An 18,110-nucleotide genomic window follows, 5' to 3' on the forward strand; every position below is an offset into this window, starting at 1 on the left:
TAGTGGGTTTAATTGGCAAGATTAATTGTACACGTAACGCCTTTTATCTCAGCGGTGGCTTTACTATCAAGGTGGCGTATATAGCAGCGATTATTGTTTATCATTAACTCAAATTGATCGGGAAAGTTAAGCTGTTGATTGGCTGTTATATCGCTACGGTTTGTGTTTTTAAGAGTAAAGGTACTGGTGTGAATAAAGATATCGTCAGCAAGCGTTACGTTTTTTATATGCATTAAGCGCTCTATAACACGCTCTACCGCTTGGCTATTTGGCTGGGTAAGTAAGGCATGATGCAGCTTAGGAGTAGGCTGCATGTTAGATGCGCAACCACTTAAAATAGTTAAAATGCCAAGGGCTGATAATCGCGAATGTAATGTCATAGTCATTGCCGCATTTACGTAAGTGGTTAAATTTAATATAGCTTATCTAGGGTATGTTATAAAAATGCTTAGCATTTGCGTAGCTAAGGTTGTGCCATATTTTATTTGTTTTACACAAAGCTTGATGGCTATGCCAAACATCATTATAGCTTGCGTTAATTTGGCAAACCGGAAAGTTACTCGCAAACATAATGCGCTGCTCACCAAAGTACGAGAACATAGTTTCAAAACAATCTTGTTGCTGTTGTAAATTCAACGCTAAAAGCTCAAAACCCGAAAACTTAATCGCTATATTATTGTGCGCACTTAGCATGCGAATGCTTTGCTGCCAGTTATTAATATTATTAGGTAGGCCGCTATGGTTTATTATTATTTTTAGCTGAGGCAGCGCCTTAGCGTAACGAGCAAGCTGAGCGGCTATTGCAGTATTTTCAAGCTCAAACTGGGCTTCATAATGCAGCCCTTGCTGGCAAAGGGTTTGCAAATTACTAAAGCACACTGGGTTTAATAATCGCTGTGCGTCTGCGCCTTCGGTGATATCCCGTATGCCTATTAAATGGGGGTGGGCAAGGGCGTTTATTGCTTTTGCAAATTGCACAGGTGCGCAATCTAACTGAGCGTAACTAATGGCTTTAAAGGGAAGCTTTTTTAAATGCGCCGTTAGCCAATTAAGTTCGTTAATGGGGGCGTTGTTATCAAAACCAGCCTCTACATGTACTATGCCGGCGAGGGTAAAGCCGCTGCTCTCTAGTAGCTCTTTTTCGCTAATAGGTTGTTTTATTAACTCTAAATTTGGCCATGCTGGTGGGTTTTCGCCTTGCAGCCAAGTATATTGCCCCTCGGCAAGGTTAAAAAAATGCACGTGGGGGTCAATAATTTGCAGGCTCATCGGCATGTGCTCATTGTGTGGTATAGCCGCCATCAATATGTTGTAGGCTACCGGTTATAAAGCTTGCATCATCACTTGCTAAAAAGCTAACTAACGCGGCAACTTCATCAGCTTGTCCTAAGCGGTTTAGCGGTTGAAGGCTTGCCTCTTCTGCCACTATATCGGCCTTGTTAGCCCCACTTTTTTTACAATAAGCATCTATCGCGTTATGAAATAGAGGGGTTTCTATTGTCCCTGGGCATACCGCATTCGCGCGAATATTAAATTGGGCGTAATCAAGTGCTGTAGTTTTTGCCATAGAAGCAAGAGCATGCTTTGTCAGGTTGTAGGCAAACGAGTTAGGTTTACCAATTATTGCCTGATCTGAGGCTATTAAAATAATGGCGCCATTGTTTTGCGCTTTCATGCTGGGTAGTACACTTTGTACAGCCGCATAGGCCCCTTTAACGTTCAATGCAAATAATGCATCGAAAGTATGCTCATCGGTATCCTCAATGCTAGCACTGAGGTGTTTACCGGCATTAGAAACAAGTACATCTATGCGTGGGCTTTGTTTACAAATGGCCGTAATACATGCTTTTACAGCACTAACATTACTCACATCGCATTGGTGAAAAACCCCCAGCTCGCTGTACTCAATATCCAAATTGTGCACCGTGTAGCCATTTTCAATAAAGCGTTTTACAACTGCTAATCCAATGCCTTTTGTACCGCCTGTAACAATAGCAACCTTAGACATACTTGCTCCTAATTTAAGGTGTGTGATTAGTGAGAGTGACCACAGCCGCCTTCAGCGTGAACATGGCCATGCGAAATCTCTTCACTGGTTGCTTCACGAACCGATACCACTTCTAAATCAAACGTTAGCGTTTTGCCTGCAAACGGGTGGTTTAAATCACAATCTGCATTAAAGCGGCCTACTTTAACTAATGTTACCTGGTGTTGGCCTTGGTTTGAGTGCACCATCGCAGTCATACCTGGTTTCCACACCTTTACGTCACCTTGTAGGTGCTTAAGCGGAATACGCTGAATTAAATCGTCAACGCGCTCACCGTATGACTCGCTAGGCTCAAGTGTTACGCTAAACTTATCGCCAGCGGCTTTGCCTTCAAGTGCTTTTTCTAAGCCAGGAAGCATGCCTTCGCTGCCATGAATATAGCTAAGAGGCGCGTGGTTTACACTGCTTTCTAGTTGCTCGCCCGCTTCGCTTAATGTGTAATGAAATTCAACTGCTGAATTTTTGCTAATTTGCATGCCTGTCTCTTTAAGTTTTTGACTAAGTTAAAAGCCGATTTTACGCGAAATACCGAGCTTTATAAACTCAGCGTGGTTGAATAAGTGATTTTTGTAGATCTTGCAGTAAATCTTGTTTTTGCTGCGGCTGTTTGGGTTTTTCTGCCTGGGGAATAAATAGCGTTAATTGCGTGCCAGGCTTTAAAATGCTTGAGGCACTTAAGTTGTTCCATTTTGCTAAATCACTGTGCGGCACTTCGTAAAGCTGACTAATGCTCCACAAGCTATCGCCTTGTTTTACTTCATAGTCTATTTCAAGAGTGGGGATCACGACTTCTTGTGGCTCTAAATAAGGACTAATTTGATAATCTATAGTGAGCGATTTTGGGAGCGTTTTAGGCTGTCCAACCAGCAGTTTTTCACCTATGCCTATCATATTATTTTGTTTGCCATTGAGCTGCTTTAACGCGCTTACCGACATGCTGAAGCGTCTTGCAATACTGTATAGCGTATCATTTTTTTTAACAATGTATTCGCCTGCAAAATTAGACTTAAAAAACTGACTTTTTAACAGTGCCTCTTGGCCGATAGGTAAAAGCAATGAGTGGGGACCATTAGGTGAGCTTTGATTTTTTAAATAGCCCTGGTTAAGCGCGTGCAACTGTTTTGAGCCAACCCCAGAGAGCTTAGCGATGACCGAAAAATCAAACTGTTGGCCAACATTCATTTGCGTTGTTATTGGTTTATTAGCCAGCTTAGGACGCTTAAAGCCTTTTTGCGGGTGTTTAACTAAGTAGCTTAGCGCTAACAGTTTAGGTACGTAGTCGGCCGTTTCTTTTGGCAGCTTTAGAGAAAAGTAATCGGTACTTTTACCGCGTTTTTTATTTCGCTCAATGGCTCGTTTAACACGCCCCTCACCACTATTATAAGCCGCTAGGGCGTGTAGCCAGTCGCCATCAAAGCGTTTGTGTAAATAGCTGAGGTATTCAAGTGCGGCATCGGTGGAGGCAAGTACATCTTGTCGGCCGTCATACCACTGATCGGATTTAATCCCAAAATGATGCGCTGTGGCGGCCACTAATTGCCAAACGCCTACCGCTTGCTGCGATGAGGCAATGGTGGGTCTAAAATCACTTTCTACAAAGGGCAGTAAAGCCAGCTCCATAGGCAGGCGCTTTTGCTCAATTTTTTTTACGATATGATACAAATAAGGCGCGGCGCGTTTATTTACAGTGGGTAAATAGTTAGGTTGTTTTAAATACCAGTTAATACGCTTTTTTAAGGCGCGATTTTGATACACCGTAAAATGTAGGTTGTTGGCAATATGCACCCATAGGTTTTTAGCTTTGGCGGGGCGCTTTTTTACAATTGTTTTTTTTGCCTTTACCGGCGGCGCAGTATTGGCTTGCTGTAATTGTTTTGGCTTTACAGGCTCAAGCTCTATTTGGTTTTCGTAGCTTGGCTCAAAGTGAGTAAAAATTTGTGGTGCGTCTGTTTCGGGTTGTGTTTGTGTGCTGTTACAGCCATACAAAAAAATAATTACACAACTTACAAGCAATCCACGCATCTTCATCTCTTATCTACAATCCTTTATTTTATAACACTACTGCGCGTGCTCAATTAACTGGGCGCGCTTAAGCCCAGCCTGTAAAAATAACTGGCTCGATTTTGTATTGAGCGCTTCTTGTTTATATGGTGCTAAAACATCCGCAGGGAAACTCTCAGTAAGTTGCTCAAGCGTTTGTTTTTTATTGTTTTTCACATGGGTTATTAAATTTGTTAAAAACAATAAAGGCTGCTTAAGTTGCGCTTTTTCAAGCGCCCCGCCGTGGCCGGGAAGTATTGTACGCAAATTAGGCTGACTAATATAGCGTTTGAGCAAGGCTTGCCAATTTTGTAACTGGCCGTGGCCTGGGTAGGGGAGCCAGTCAACAATATCGCCGCCTATTAGCAGCGTGCTATTATTGGTGCTAAGTGTTAAATCGCCGTTTGTGTGGGCTTTTTCGGGCGTTATTTGTACCGCAAAGTTACCTAAATCAATACTTTGTTGCTCGCTGATTACGGTGCTAGGTGATTTTAAGTGATAGTTTTTCCAACGTAAAAAACGTTGTTTAGCTAAAGAGAGCTTTTCGCGCCACTGTGTTTGCTGTTGCTCGGGCAATGTGGCTAAGCGCTGATAGCTCAGCTCTATACTTTTTTCATAGCCTGCTAACTTATCATCGTAAGCCTTCTGGTATGTGGCAAAATTATCGGCTACCTGTTTATGTACTATTAGCTGCGCTTTTGGGAAAGCGTTTTGTAATACGGCCATGCCGAGTAAATGGTCGTCATGAAAGTGGGTCGCAACTAAATAACAGAGCGGGGTTTTAAGGTGTTTTTTTAACTGTTTTGCCAGTGCTTCAACGGCTGCAAAGTTTCCGCTTGCATCTACCATGAGTGCGCATTGCTCGCCCTCTATGAGCACTTGGTTGGAATCGTAAAAACGTAGCTTATCTTGTTGTTTTAAAAATTGTACATTTTCGTTTATTTGCTGCCAAGTAACCGCTGCCTTACTAGAGTGAGAAAATAGGCTAAGGGTAATAAAAAGGGCGGGGATTACAGTTACTAAAAGGGGTTTTAATGTCATTGTGTTTCTCTGCGCGGCATTTATTTACCCTCATAATAAACAAAAAGCGCACGGGGCGCTTTTTATTTTTTTATTGGGTCACTCGCCAAGCATTGGCTGAGTTTATCAATGAGTTGATCTTGTTGCTGTTGCTCTACACTGGCATGCGTTTTAGCTTCTAGCAACTCATGGCTAAGTGTAAGTGCTGCTAAAAGTATCGCCTGTTGTTCGTTGCGAACTGATGAGCGTTGCTTTGTTTGCTCAACCAAGTCATTTAAATTTTGTGCTGCTGCTATTAATGCATCTTCTTGCCCAACCGGGCATGCAAACTGCTGCTCTTTACCTAGCAACTCAACTGTGACCCGCTGGTTTTGCAGCTCAGACATTAGCTTGCCTGTTGTGCGCTTTGTAGTTTATCAAGTAAGCCTGTTAACGTAGAGCTGGCATCTTTTTGCTTTTCTTCGTTTTCAAGGGCTTCTAGTTGTAAAATTTCGTTTTCGTCACTTAGTTTTGCATTTTGCTCTTTTAAGCTAGCAACATCTGTTTGTAATTGGTTGTTGCGCTCGATAAGCGAGTCAATCAGTTGTTCGAGTTGTTGAAGAGTTGTGTTGTTCATAAAGGCGCTCATATAACTGTAATTAATGTCATGCAAATGTAAAGCAAAGTGTGTTGTTTTGCCAGCATTTACGGTGGTTTTAGCACAATTTTATTGTTTATTAAGTGATAATTCAGGGTAGCGGCTTTTTTGTTCATAAATGGTTCACTTAACTGCTCGCAAAGCGGTGTATAGGTTGCCAAAATACAGAGCTTATGGTTCACTGCCGATATTAAATTGCGTATAGCGAAAATTAACAATGCTTAGTTACAGACACTCTTTTCATGCAGGTAACCCTGCCGATGTGCTTAAACATTTAGTACTTGCACAGGTACTTCAATATCAAACCATTAAAGATAAACCTCTCGATTATATTGATACCCACTCAGGTGCGGGATTTTTTGAGTTAAGTTCATCTGATGCCCAAAAAACACAAGAATACAAAGAGGGCATTGCTAAGCTTTGGCAACATAGCAGTGAGCACGAGGCGCTAAACGATTATATTGCATTAATTAAATCGTTTAATGATGGGGACGAACTGGCGTTTTACCCCGGTTCGCCAAAAATTGCTGAGCATTACTTACGTCGTCAAGACAAAGGCTGGTTTTTTGAATTACACCCACGCGATTTGCAGTTACTTGAGCAAAACATGCAAGGTAAGCGCTCTATTCGCGTACGTGGCGAAAACGGTTTTGCCGGATTAATAGGGTTGCTTCCGCCAGCTTCACGCCGTGCATGTGTGCTTATTGACCCACCTTATGAGATAAAAGACGATTACGATACTGTAGTAAGCACTTTAGTTAAGGCGCACCAGCGCTTTGCAACCGGCACATATATGATTTGGTACCCCGTTGTTGATAGAGAGCGAATCAATACAATGGAGCAAGGGCTGATTGATTCGGGAATGCGTAATATTCAATTATTTGAGTTAGGCACGCAAGCGGATACTGACGTACACGGTATGACGGCATCAGGCATGATTGTTATTAACCCACCGTGGAAATTAAAACAAACTATGGAGAGCATATTACCTGAATTAGTTGAGCTTTTAAGTGAGCCTAGCGGGTTTTATAGAAGCGAGCAGTTAGTCGACGAATAACTGCCTGCCATTATGTAAAGTAAAAGCCCAACAGGGCTTTTATTTAATTAAAATAAACCGCATTAAAGGTGGCAAGCGTGTTGCCACTGCTATCTTTTAATTCTAAAGACTCGCCTTCTATAGCCCACTTTTGCGTGTTATTGAGCATGTTTAACATAGCCGCTTCTTGCTCCATGCTTTGTGAGCACATTTTTTTTGTACTTGCCAATTGGCTAAACGAAATTGAATGTTGCTCTGTGCTATAGCTACCACTGACGTTATTACACCCTAAAAAGCCGTTAACGCGGTTATCTTTATCAAATTGTATAAATGGCTCTTTTGTTCTTACACTGACTGTTTGCGCATTAATTGTAATGGCTTTCCAGTATGTATTTGTAAGGGTAACATCGCTTTTAGGTGAGGCGACTTTTTCAAGCTCAATTTCGTGAAGAATCCCCGAGTTTGCATTTTTAAAAGGGTCGTACTGCATTGTGCTGGTATAAAGAACCTTGTCTTTATTAATGATTCTAGCGGTGAGGTTATAGCGGTGTTTATCAACAATGTTGTTGTCATCATAAGCTAGCTCCACGGTATACGGCGGCGCTTTATTTATATCAATTACTTGTTGAGTAATTATTTCGGCTTTTACATCTGCTTTTGACACATCAGATAGCGTTACAATTAGTTGTGAGCCAGGGCGTGGCATACTGCGATCTTTATAGCTCACTTGCGTGGTTAAACCCATAACGCTTTTTTCTTGTACTGTGGATTGTGATTCGTTAGCTGGTTTTTCACAGCCCGCTAATGTGAGTGCACTTAGGGCTAATAAACCTAAGCCAGTAAATGTACGTTTTTGAAACCTAAATTGCTGCTTTGCCATGCTTGCGCTCCTTATTCCTATATTGCTGGTAAGTGTAGGGGGGAGGAGCTTAATCATGGCTTAATTTTTTAAGGCACAAAAAAAGGCGCTAATGCGCCTTAATACAATGCTTTAACGCTATTTTTTTACAAACTTTGTTAAAATAACAATACGTTGGCCGTCTACTCGCCCTTCAATATGTTCAGGGTTATTTGTTAAGCCTATATTGCGTACTGCTGTGCCGCGTTTGGCGGTCAAGCTACTACCTTTAACGTCTAAGTCTTTAATTAAAGTAACCGTATCGCCAGCTTGTAGCACTACGCCGTTACTGTCTACGTGTTTTATATCGTCATCTTCAGCAAGGGCTTTTTTGGCCCAAGTAAGGGTGTCTTCTTCTAGGTAAATCATATCTAGCGCATCTTGTGCCCAGCCATTATCAACAGCTAAGCGCGTTAGCATTCTGTAAGCCACTACTTGTACGGCAGGTGTTTGGCTCCACATACTGTCGTTTAAACAGTGCCAATGTGTTGGGGTAAGCTCGCTGTTGTTTTCTATTTGATCTTTACAGGTTTGGCAGGTGTAAATGCATTTGTCTGAATGGGTTTCGGTAACAGGAGGCACTTCGTAAACAGATAAGTGTTCGGTTGCGCTGCATAATTCACACTGGTTATTACTGCGCTCGATTAAGGCTTTTTCAATACTCATAAGGCGTTCTTATATAGGAAGAGGTTTACATTTGGCCGTATTATACCCTAGCAAAGGTAGGCGGCGATACTAATCCCTTAAATTTTGTGCGGGTATTGGGTTAATGTATTTATCTTCTATGCGTTTTATGTAACCACTGCTATGTAAGTGGGTAAGGGCTTGGTTAATTTTAGGCAGTAACGCTTTGTGCTTAGCAAGTAAACGCACTCTTAAATAACCATGCGAATGCTGGGCGCCAAACTTAGCATTAATATTTAATTGTTTAGACCAATACGCTGCGGTATGAATACCCATAATAGCAACGTCAATACGCGCTTTAGATAATGCAATCATTAGCTCTTTTTCAGAGGGGAAATCGACGCGGTTAAATTTTGCATCATCATGGTAGTAGTAGCCAAGTACTGTACCAACCTCTTTAGAGTATAAACTTTGCTTAGTTTGATACTGTGCGACGTTATCAGGCAGTGCAACAATCATTTCGGTTGCGGGGATCAGCGGCTCTGAAAAAATATAGTAAGGGTTATCTCGCTCGCTTTGCGCTAACCATTTTAAAGAAATTACATCAAAATCAATAAAGCCGTTTTCTAAATATTTGGTAATTCGCTTAGTGGGAAGCTCAACGTGGTTGGCGGTAATATTTGCTTGCGCCATTAAAGCGGTGATTATTTCTGGCAAAATGCCGGGTTTTTCTGGGTTGCCGGTGTAAAAAGGGTAGTGACTACCTGACGCACTGACATTGTAATTTAGTTCTGGCTGGTTTTGCTGGGCATGAGCAAACGTAGCAAGATGCAAAATAAATAAGGGTAAAAACAACTTTAAAAAAAACAAATACGTAACCTTTGCTAAACTTTTAACCTTGAGCGTTATGTAATTTTACTCCGCTTGCAATGATTCTAGAATCTTCATAGCAGTTGAATTACAGTGTATAACCTAATTGTAATAAACAACGTCAAATTAGATAGGTTTTATTAAGTGAATCCCACAAATATTTTACAGAACGGGCAAAAGATAACACAGTTTGTTGCAAGGCAACCTATTTTTGATGCGCAGCAGAATGTGTTTGCTTATGAGCTGCTTTATCGCGATTCAGCCCATAACGCATTTCCTGTGGGGACATCTGATGAGCAAGCAACCAGCCGTTTGTTTTTTAATACGCTGATGATGCTAGGGCCAGACAAACTTACAGCGCATCATTTGGCGTTTATTAACCTTTCTTCAGCCACTATTTTAGAAAATTTTCCTAAATTGTTAGTGCCACAAAATTGTGTGTTAGAAATCGTTGAGCGTACGAACAAAATAGCTGAGGTAACTCAGCGCGTGAAAGCGCTCAAGCAAGAGGGATACAAGTTTGCCTTAGATGATTACGATGGCGACGATAAATGGGCGCCATTACTTGCGCATGTAGATTACATTAAAATTGAAATGGACGATGTAATAATTAAAACCAATATGCGCATAAAAAAAATTAAACGCGCTAATCCGCATGCAAAAATTATTGTTGAGCGCATAGAAACGCATGCGCAATTTCACTCGTTAAAACAAGCGGGTTGCGATTTATTTCAGGGTTACTTTTTTGCCCGCCCAGAGATGATCACTTACAAAGATGTGGAGCCGGGTAAGGTTATTGTGTTTGATTTACTGCGCTTTACGGCAAAAGAATCTTTATGCTTTGATGAAATACAAAAACAAGTAGCCAGAGATGTGGCAATTACAGCGCGAGTATTGAAATTAGCGAATGCCCGCTCGGGCAGTACTAAATTAACCATTACTTCTATTTCGCAAGCGGTTGTGTATTTAGGAGAGGACAGCATAAGGCAACTGGTACGCGTGTTGGCGCTGAGCGAATTAGGCGCCGATAAGCCCTCAGAACTCACAAAACTTGCCTTAACCAGAGCGCAGTTTATTGCGCTATTGCTAGGGCAAAACCACGCAGAACTGGTTGGTCAGGGCTACTTGGTTGGGTTGTTTTCTGTGATGGATGCAATTTTAGATACAGACCTTGAAGCGATTGTTAAAGAATTTTCGCTAGATGAAAGTATTGCTCAGGCATTATTAAACAATGATGGCATTTTAGGGCAAAGCCTTGCGCTTATTAGGGCGTTTGAACTAGATGAAATGGATAAAATAGCGGTGTTAATGCCGGCAATAAACAGTGATTTGCATATAGGCCATATTTTTAATTATGTTCTTGATGCACTGTTGTATAGTGACGAAATTATTGAGGCTATTGCAGAATAAATATGCGTAATTGGTTATCTATTTTAAGTATTGCGGTTGCATTAGGGCTGTTATTTCCTGGTGTTACCAAACCTGTATTATCGATTGAGGGCAACATTGATAAATCGCAACTCGCCAAAGCAGGCATAGAAATGCTGGCTGAGGAAGGCGATGGCCGTACCCGTAGTATGTTAATGATGTTCTCTAGTATGTTGGGACTTGATAAATTAGAGGGTGAAATAAACGCGTATAGCAAAACACAAAGCATTTGGGGAACCGTAAACGAACTAGCTAATAATAATAATTTATTTGTAGCGGCGTTAGTTGGGTTGTTCTCTATTGTGATCCCAAGCTTAAAATTACTGCTGCAATTACTGTATTGCTGCTTGTCGGCCAGCAGATTTAAAAATAAGTTAGGTGTGGTTATTTGCGCACTGAGCAAGTGGAGCATGGTGGATGTGTTTGTTATTGCGTTAATAGTGACTTATTTGGCAGGCAATGCTCATGGCCAAAGTAGCGATTTACTAATTATGCATAGCACTTTTGGTGAGGGATTTTGGTATTTTAGTGCTTATTGTATTTTTGCTATTTTAGCGAGTAGCTTAATTACACCACCTAAAAAAGAAAATTAATTATTTGAGTTAGCTCAATAACTCAAATATTATTACTGGGTAATTTACTTAATAGGCTTTGTTTTGCAGCGTTTTTACTCAAATTTACTCGTTGTTGTGATGCTACTCACGTTTGTGGGGCAAGCCGTTGCGTCTGTAAATCAGCAGTGCGAAATGCCACATATGAGCCTATCAGCAAAGCATGTCACACATGTAATGAGCGAGAGTAAATTGCATACAGGTATGATGGAAATGGATTGCTGCAGTGATGAAGCAGATGTTCAAAATGATTGTCATTGCCCAATAAATGGCTGTGGAAGCAGCTCTATTTTAACGTCCCCGGCCTTATTTACTGCTTTTTCGTTATCGAGTGAAAAAGTTACCCAGCTTAATAGCGGTATTTCCTCCCCACCTAGCAATACCTTATATCGCCCTCCTATGTTTGCTTAAACGCAGGATAGGTGTGATACCAATCGACTTGATTATTTAGTCATTTAGCGTGCCAAATAAAGCGTTAACAGCGTTATAAACCTCTCATGTAGAACAACTACATGCCGATATTTATGCCTTGTTATCACTCTATTTAACTGTCGCTATACATAACGACTAATTTAACACCATTGGTATAAGTGAAATTTAGCTATATTCGCTTAAAGCGCCTGTTCTGCTTGTTAATTTAAGATTTTATTTTTAATTTTAGATGGAGCAGGCAATGACCCGCACTGTAATTTTTAAAGCTGTATTACTGAGCGCCACCTTATTTGGTGCTGTATTTAATAGTGATGCTATAGCAAAAGCATCAACCCTTAATTTAACGGATGCCATAAACCTAGCGCTCAATAACGAGCCGTGGCTGAGCGCCAGTGAGCAAAAGCAAGCCGCCGCCACAGCGCAAAGTATTGCTGCAGGAACACTACCAGATCCCGTATTAAGCATAGGTTTGCAAAGCGTACCCGTAGATGGCTTTGCGTTTGATCAAGAAAACATGACGCAGTTAAAACTGGGTATAAGCCAAAGCTTTAGCCGTGGTAATAGCCTGGCACTTAGCCAACAAGCAATAAAAGAAGAGGCACTTGAGCAGCCGTGGCTTAGGGCGCAGCGAAAGGCGCAAGTAAAAGCTAGGGTAATGGAGCTGTGGTTAAATGCCTACAGAGCACAGCAAAGTATTGCGTTAATTGAACAAGATAAAGCATTGTTTAGTCAGTTAATTGAAGTTACCGAAGCCAGTTACTCCAGTAGTTTAGGTAAAACCCGTCAGCAAGATATTATTCGCTCACAATTGGAGCTCACACGCCTTGAAGATAAACTGATTGTATTAGCGCAGCAGCTAGATGCCGCTAAACAAGGGTTAGCCCAGTGGTTACCACAGAGCATATTACGCCAACCATTAAGCCTAACTTTTACAGCGCCAGCCCCGCTTACCCAATTTAATAGCTTAGACTTTGATGAACTCATTAAGTTACTTATGGCGCATCCCTCTATGGTGGCTATAGATCAACGTATAGCCGCTAAACGTACACAAGTGAGCCTTGCTAAACAAAGTTATAAGCCACAACTTGGCGTAAATATGGGTTATGGCTACCGCGCTGATAACCAAGCTGGTGAATCGCGTGCTGATTTGCTTTCGGTGGGGGTGAGTATTGATTTACCTTTATTTACCGACAACAGGCAAGATCAGCAAGTTAATGCGGCTATTGCTAATGCAGAGGCCATAAAAACCGACAAACGCGTGGCGCTACAAAGCTTAAAAGGACAGTACTTTAAAGAGGTTAGTCAACTTGAGCGAATTGAGCAGCGCAATACGCTTTATCAAAACACGTTATTACCGCAAATGTCGCAGCAAGCTCAGGCTACTTTAAACGCGTATACCCGTGACGATGGCGACTTTTCTGATGTTATGCGCGCGCGTATTAGTGAGCTAAACGCCAAAATAGATGCCCTTAATATTCAAATAGACAAACACATAATTATTGCTCGCTTAAATTATTACGCAGCCAGTTTAGACTCGCTAGTAATGGCTGAGCTACAAGGATAAAACAATGAAAACTAACTTAAAATACCTTGTAGCGCTGCTTATTGGTGCCACGTTAATGTTTATTGCTAATCGTTGGTTGATTGATGACACTGAGCACTTAGCCACAACCGCTGATAATAAAAAAGCGAAGCCGCTGTATTGGGTTGCGCCAATGGACAGTAACTATAGGCGCGATGAACCAGGGCTATCGCCAATGGGGATGGAGCTGGTGCCTGTATATGCAAACGCTGAAAACGACAGCCCAGGTACTATAAAAATATCACCTGAAGTGGTTAATAACTTAGGCGTTAAAACCAGTAAAGTGCAACTGAAAACACTGCAAAGTGATATTCAAACAATCGGTTATGTGCAATACAATCAAGATCAGTTAACTCATATTCACCCCCGCGTAGAAGGGTGGATAGAAACCCTATTTGTAAAAGCGCAAGGGGAGCCCGTTAGTGCTGGTGAGCCACTTTACACACTTTACTCTCCTCAACTTGTGAACGCACAAGAAGAATTTTTACTCGCAGTAAATAGAAAAAACAGCGTATTGATCCGGGCTGCTAAAGCGCGTTTAGAGTCGCTAAATGTGTCTGATGGCTTTATTGAGCGCTTAGAAAAAAATAAAAAAGTGATGCAAAACATTACATTTTACGCGCGTCAAAGTGGCGTGCTTGATGAGCTTAATATACGTGAAGGTTTTTATGTTAAGCCCGGCACCTCAATGATGAGCATCGCTAAATTAGATCAAGTATGGGTAGAGGCAGAAGTATTTGAGCGCCAAGCAGCTTTAGTGAGCAAAGGGCTACCCGTTACAATGACCCTTGATTACATTCAAGGTAAGCAGTGGCAGGGCGTAGTAGATTACATTTACCCAGCGCTAAATGCTCAAAATCGTACTTTACGTGTAAGGCTGCGTTTTGAAAATACCGCAGGGCTACTTAAGCCTGATATGTTTGCCCAAGTAAGTATTCACACACACAGTGACTCACCGCAATTAGTTATACCTAAGCAAGCGCTTATTCGTACAGGTGCACAAAACCGAGTAGTACTTGCCCTAGGCGATGGGCGTTTTAAATCGGTGGCGGTAAAAGTAGGGCAAATTAGCCAACATGAGGTGGCTATTTTATCGGGCATTACGAAAGAAGACCGTGTTGTGACTGCTGCGCAGTTTTTAATAGACTCTGAATCGAGTAAAGACTCGGACTTTAAGCGTATGAGTGCACCGAGCACTCATGCCATGAGCGACATGCCTAACATGGAAATGGACAAGGCTGAAGCGGTTCAAACAGCTACAGTAATGGGAACCATAAATAATATAAACGCAGCGCAGCGGGTTATTAATATTAGCAGAGAGGCTATTGCTAAATGGAACAGAGGCCCTGCTACTATGGACTTTATACTTGCTAAAGAGCTTGATATTAGTGCGCTTTCACCTGATCAGCAGGTTCATTTTACATTTAGCATTATTGAGGGCGAATTTGTAATAAGCAAAATTGCTGAGCACCCTACTGACGAAGGCGCAGCTCATCATTCAATGCATGGGGAGTCATTATGATAGCTGCTGTTATTCGCTGGTCGGTTGTTAATCGTTTTCTCGTCTTGTTACTGAGTATTATTGTATTTGGCGCGGGTATTTACAGTGTAAAACAGACACCCGTTGATGCGCTTCCGGATTTATCGGACGTACAGGTAATTGTTAAAACCAGCTACCCAGGCCAAGCGCCCCAAGTAGTGCAAGACCAAGTTACCTTCCCGCTCACCACGGCAATGCTGTCTGTGCCTGGCGCTAAAACGGTGCGTGGTTTTTCATTTTTTGGCGACTCGTATGTGTATATTATTTTTGATGAAAATACCGATATTTACTGGGCCCGTAGCCGCGTACAAGAGTATTTAAGTCAGGTAGAAAGCCGCTTACCGGCAAGTGCAAAGGCACAACTTGGGCCCGATGCCACAGGAGTGGGGTGGGTTTATTTATATGCATTAGTCGATAAAACAAATCAGCTCAATATAAGCCAGCTTCGTAGCTTGCAAGATTGGTTTTTAAAATTTGAACTGCAAAGCGTTGAAGGTGTATCTGAGGTCGCTGCTGTAGGTGGCATGATAAAGCAGTACCAAGTGGTTGTAGACCCCGTTAAGTTACGTGCTTATGGCCTTCCTCTTAGTTTGATACAAACTGCAATTAGCCAAGGTAATCAAGAAACCGGCGCCTCAGTAATCGAAATGGCTGAAGCCGAATACATGGTAACCAGTACCGGTTATATTAAAAGTGTCGCCGACTTAGAAGTCATTCCATTAGGAATTAACGCCCAAGGAAGTGCATTACAATTACGAGATGTAGCGGATGTGCGCTTAGGTCCTCAAATGCGACGAGGCATTGCAGAGCTAAATGGCGAAGGCGAGGTTGCGGGTGGCATTGTGGTGATGCGTTATGGCGAAAACGCCCAAGAAACGATTTCTCGGGTAAAAGCAAAACTTGAGTCTTTAAAACAAGGGTTACCCGAAGGGGTTGAAATAATTCCGGTTTACGACCGCTCCACGTTAATAAAAAGCGCGGTTGATAACCTAAGTAGTAAATTGTTTGAAGAGCTCATTATTGTAGCCTTGGTGTGCGTGGTATTTTTATTTCATGTGCGTTCATCGCTGGTGGCTATTATTACCTTGCCTATGGGTATATTAATGGCTTTTATTGTGATGTATTGGCAAGGCGTAAACGCTAATATTATGTCGTTAGGCGGGATTGCTATTGCTATTGGCGCTATGACAGATGGTGCTATCGTAATGATAGAAAACATGCATAAACACATGGAAAAAACGCCACTGACCAAGCAAAACCGCTGGCAAATAGTGACTAAATCGGCCACCGAGGTAGGCCCTGCATTATTCTTTAGCTTGCTCATTATTACTGTAAGTTTTATGCCTGTATTTATTTTAGAGGCGCAAGAAGGGCGCATGTTTGCCCCGCTTGCTTATACCAAAACGTATGCAATGGCAGCCTCTGCCGGCTTAGCTATAACCTTAGTGCCGGTGTTAATGGGCTACTTTATTCGGGGTAAGGTCATTTCTGAGCATAAAAACCCTGTTAATAGAGCCTTGGTTGCAGGGTATAAACCGCTGTTAGCCACCGTACTTAAATTTCCAAAAAGTACGTTATTTATTGCATTTATAGTGACGGTTATAGGCTTTTATCCGGTAAACAAAATAGGCAGTGAGTTTATTCCTTTGCTAGATGAAGGCGACTTAATGTATATGCCAACAACTTACCCAGGGCTCTCTATTGGTGAAGCACGAAAAATTTTACAGCAAACAGACAAGCTCATAGCCTCTGTGCCTGAAGTAAAAACTGTATTTGGTAAAATAGGGCGCGCCGATACCGCAACCGACCCCGCACCGCTGACAATGATTGAAACCTTTATTCAATTTAAGCCCAAATCACAGTGGCGAGAGGGCATGACGAAGCAAAAAATTAAAGCCGAGTTGGAAAGCTTAGTTGCATTACCGGGCCTTACAAATGCGTGGGTTATGCCAATAAAAACGCGAATTGATATGCTTGCCACCGGTATTAAAACGCCCGTAGGTATTAAAATTGCGGGCCCAAGCTTGTTAGAAATTCAAAATATTGGGCAGCAAATTGAGCAATTGTTAAAAGATGTGCCCGGCACAGCCTCAGTGTATTCAGAGCGTGTAGCCACAGGGCGTTATATTAAAGTGGATATAAACCGCGAAAAAGCAGCACGGTATAATCTAAATATAGCCGACATACAACAGGTTGTAGCTACTGCAATTGGCGGCTCAAACGTGACTGAAACAATTGAAGGGCAACAGCGTTACCCGGTAAATTTACGCTACCCGCAGAGCTTTCGTGCTTCGCCTGAAGATTTAAAATTATTACCTATTATTACACCGTCAGGCCAACATATTGCACTTGGTGATGTTGCTAAAGTATTTATTGAAGATGGCCCTACCGGCATTAAAAGCGAAAATGCGCGTTTAAATGGGTGGAGCTTAATTGATATTAAAGGCAGTGATATTGGCAGCTATGTAGCACAAGCTCAGCAAGTACTTGGTGATAACCTACAATTACCCGCTGGTTATTCAATTACTTGGGCAGGGCAGTACGAATACATGCAACGCGCAAAAGCAAAGCTTACTTATGTGATCCCGCTGACACTCGCAATTATTGTAATACTGCTATACCTTAATTTTAAATGCCTAAGCGAAGTACTTATTATTATTGCCACCCTTCCTTTGGCTATGGTAGGCGGTATTTGGCTAATGTACTTTGAAGCGTTTAACTTTTCGGTGGCAGTGGGTGTAGGGTTTATTGCATTGGCCGGTGTTGCGGTAGAAATAGGCGTCATAATGCTTGTATATTTAAACCAAGCTTATACAGAGCAGCGCCAGCAGTGCGAGCAAACTGGAACTGCATTTAACTTACAAGCGCTACAACACGCTATTATGCAAGGTGCAGGGCTAAGAGTGCGCCCCGTAATGATGACGGTAGCTACCATTATTGCTGGCTTATTACCCGTTTTATACGGCACCGGCACCGGTAGCGAAGTAATGAGTAGAATAGCTGCGCCGATGGTAGGCGGGATGCTAAGCGCAATTATACTTACGTTATTGGTTATACCTGCGGTGTATTTACTGTGGAAAAAGCAGCATATTAGTCAATAGGTGTTGTTCTTTGTGAGTTAAAACTTGCTGAATGAAGGGGCGGTTAAATCGCGGCGCACGGTTTGTACCCTTGTGAGCTTGATAGCTGCCCCTAATTCAGCACGCTCTAATAACACAAGGTGGGCAATACCCGTTTCGTTGCCCTATAAAAATTACCCGTATTTTGTAACTTGTACCAAATAACCCGCCTAGCTCCTATTTTTTTATTTTTAGTGCATTGTTTTTAATTGAGTTTATGTTGGCA

The 18,110-nt window shown here is 41.9% G+C and carries 18 protein-coding genes; 7 read left to right on the forward strand and 11 right to left on the reverse strand.

Going from position 1 to position 18,110, the window contains the following annotated elements:
- Positions 1 to 8: 8 nt before the first annotated feature.
- The 8 genes from NQT65_RS13265 to zapB form a co-directional block, all read right to left on the reverse strand.
- Entirely contained in the window at positions 9 to 380 is a 372-nt protein-coding gene (locus NQT65_RS13265) for a hypothetical protein (protein WP_256851361.1), read from the reverse strand.
- 46 nt (positions 381 to 426) lie between these two features.
- Positions 427 to 1,269 (reverse strand): amidohydrolase family protein, encoded by an 843-nt coding sequence (locus NQT65_RS13270; protein WP_256851362.1) that lies wholly within the window; start codon positions 1,267 to 1,269, stop codon positions 427 to 429.
- A 10-nt stretch (positions 1,270 to 1,279) separates the two neighbouring features.
- Positions 1,280 to 2,008 carry an SDR family NAD(P)-dependent oxidoreductase gene (locus NQT65_RS13275; protein WP_096042384.1) on the reverse strand — a complete coding sequence of 243 codons (729 nt, stop codon included), beginning with the start codon at positions 2,006 to 2,008 and terminating at the stop codon, positions 1,280 to 1,282.
- Positions 2,009 to 2,034: 26 nt separating this feature from the next.
- Positions 2,035 to 2,523, reverse strand: a complete 489-nt coding sequence (locus NQT65_RS13280; RefSeq protein ID WP_024031457.1) for an FKBP-type peptidyl-prolyl cis-trans isomerase — start codon at positions 2,521 to 2,523, stop codon at positions 2,035 to 2,037.
- A gap of 67 nt (positions 2,524 to 2,590) precedes the next feature.
- Positions 2,591 to 4,069, reverse strand: a complete 1,479-nt coding sequence (locus tag NQT65_RS13285) for a LysM peptidoglycan-binding domain-containing protein (RefSeq protein WP_256851363.1) — start codon at positions 4,067 to 4,069, stop codon at positions 2,591 to 2,593.
- A gap of 36 nt (positions 4,070 to 4,105) precedes the next feature.
- Entirely contained in the window at positions 4,106 to 5,128 is a 1,023-nt protein-coding gene (locus NQT65_RS13290; RefSeq protein WP_256851364.1) for an MBL fold metallo-hydrolase, read from the reverse strand.
- 62 nt (positions 5,129 to 5,190) lie between these two features.
- Positions 5,191 to 5,493, reverse strand: a complete 303-nt coding sequence (locus NQT65_RS13295) for a cell division protein ZapA (RefSeq protein ID WP_004587640.1) — start codon at positions 5,491 to 5,493, stop codon at positions 5,191 to 5,193.
- Complete coding sequence (gene zapB / locus NQT65_RS13300) at positions 5,493 to 5,723, reverse strand: cell division protein ZapB (protein WP_024031454.1); 231 nt, start codon at positions 5,721 to 5,723, stop codon at positions 5,493 to 5,495. The genes NQT65_RS13295 and zapB overlap by 1 nt, the downstream gene beginning before the upstream one ends.
- A gap of 238 nt (positions 5,724 to 5,961) precedes the next feature.
- Between zapB and NQT65_RS13305 the strand changes: the two genes are divergently transcribed.
- Positions 5,962 to 6,801, forward strand: coding sequence for a 23S rRNA (adenine(2030)-N(6))-methyltransferase RlmJ (locus tag NQT65_RS13305; RefSeq protein WP_256851365.1), 840 nt, complete (start codon positions 5,962 to 5,964; stop codon positions 6,799 to 6,801).
- A 43-nt stretch (positions 6,802 to 6,844) separates the two neighbouring features.
- Here the strand turns inward: NQT65_RS13305 and NQT65_RS13310 are convergent, their stop codons facing one another.
- From NQT65_RS13310 to NQT65_RS13320, 3 genes are all read right to left on the reverse strand, one after another.
- Positions 6,845 to 7,660, reverse strand: coding sequence for an META domain-containing protein (locus NQT65_RS13310; RefSeq protein WP_256851366.1), 816 nt, complete (start codon positions 7,658 to 7,660; stop codon positions 6,845 to 6,847).
- Positions 7,661 to 7,777: 117 nt separating this feature from the next.
- Positions 7,778 to 8,344 carry a PhnA domain-containing protein gene (locus NQT65_RS13315; RefSeq protein WP_055252603.1) on the reverse strand — a complete coding sequence of 189 codons (567 nt, stop codon included), beginning with the start codon at positions 8,342 to 8,344 and terminating at the stop codon, positions 7,778 to 7,780.
- 69 nt (positions 8,345 to 8,413) lie between these two features.
- Positions 8,414 to 9,172: a substrate-binding periplasmic protein gene (locus tag NQT65_RS13320; protein WP_256851367.1), complete on the reverse strand. Its 759-nt coding sequence runs from the start codon at positions 9,170 to 9,172 to the stop codon at positions 8,414 to 8,416.
- Positions 9,173 to 9,316: 144 nt separating this feature from the next.
- Between NQT65_RS13320 and NQT65_RS13325 the strand changes: the two genes are divergently transcribed.
- The 6 genes from NQT65_RS13325 to NQT65_RS13350 all read left to right on the forward strand — a co-directional run bounded on the left by NQT65_RS13325 (position 9,317) and on the right by NQT65_RS13350 (position 17,866).
- Positions 9,317 to 10,582, forward strand: a complete 1,266-nt coding sequence (locus tag NQT65_RS13325; RefSeq protein ID WP_256851368.1) for an EAL and HDOD domain-containing protein — start codon at positions 9,317 to 9,319, stop codon at positions 10,580 to 10,582.
- Between the two features lie 2 nt (positions 10,583 to 10,584).
- Positions 10,585 to 11,193: a paraquat-inducible protein A gene (locus NQT65_RS13330; RefSeq protein ID WP_256851369.1), complete on the forward strand. Its 609-nt coding sequence runs from the start codon at positions 10,585 to 10,587 to the stop codon at positions 11,191 to 11,193.
- 63 nt (positions 11,194 to 11,256) lie between these two features.
- Positions 11,257 to 11,622: a hypothetical protein gene (locus NQT65_RS13335; protein WP_256851370.1), complete on the forward strand. Its 366-nt coding sequence runs from the start codon at positions 11,257 to 11,259 to the stop codon at positions 11,620 to 11,622.
- Between the two features lie 262 nt (positions 11,623 to 11,884).
- Positions 11,885 to 13,207 (forward strand): TolC family protein, encoded by a 1,323-nt coding sequence (locus tag NQT65_RS13340; protein ID WP_256846226.1) that lies wholly within the window; start codon positions 11,885 to 11,887, stop codon positions 13,205 to 13,207.
- Between the two features lie 4 nt (positions 13,208 to 13,211).
- The gene (locus NQT65_RS13345) at positions 13,212 to 14,747 is read left to right on the forward strand and encodes an efflux RND transporter periplasmic adaptor subunit (RefSeq protein ID WP_154945213.1); all 1,536 of its coding nucleotides are present in this window, start codon (positions 13,212 to 13,214) and stop codon (positions 14,745 to 14,747) included.
- The gene (locus NQT65_RS13350) at positions 14,744 to 17,866 is read left to right on the forward strand and encodes an efflux RND transporter permease subunit (protein WP_256851371.1); all 3,123 of its coding nucleotides are present in this window, start codon (positions 14,744 to 14,746) and stop codon (positions 17,864 to 17,866) included. The genes NQT65_RS13345 and NQT65_RS13350 overlap by 4 nt, the downstream gene beginning before the upstream one ends.
- Positions 17,867 to 18,110 lie beyond the last annotated feature (244 nt).

The organism is Pseudoalteromonas agarivorans (assembly GCF_024518735.1).
Classification (GTDB): Bacteria; Pseudomonadota; Gammaproteobacteria; order Enterobacterales; family Alteromonadaceae; genus Pseudoalteromonas; species Pseudoalteromonas atlantica.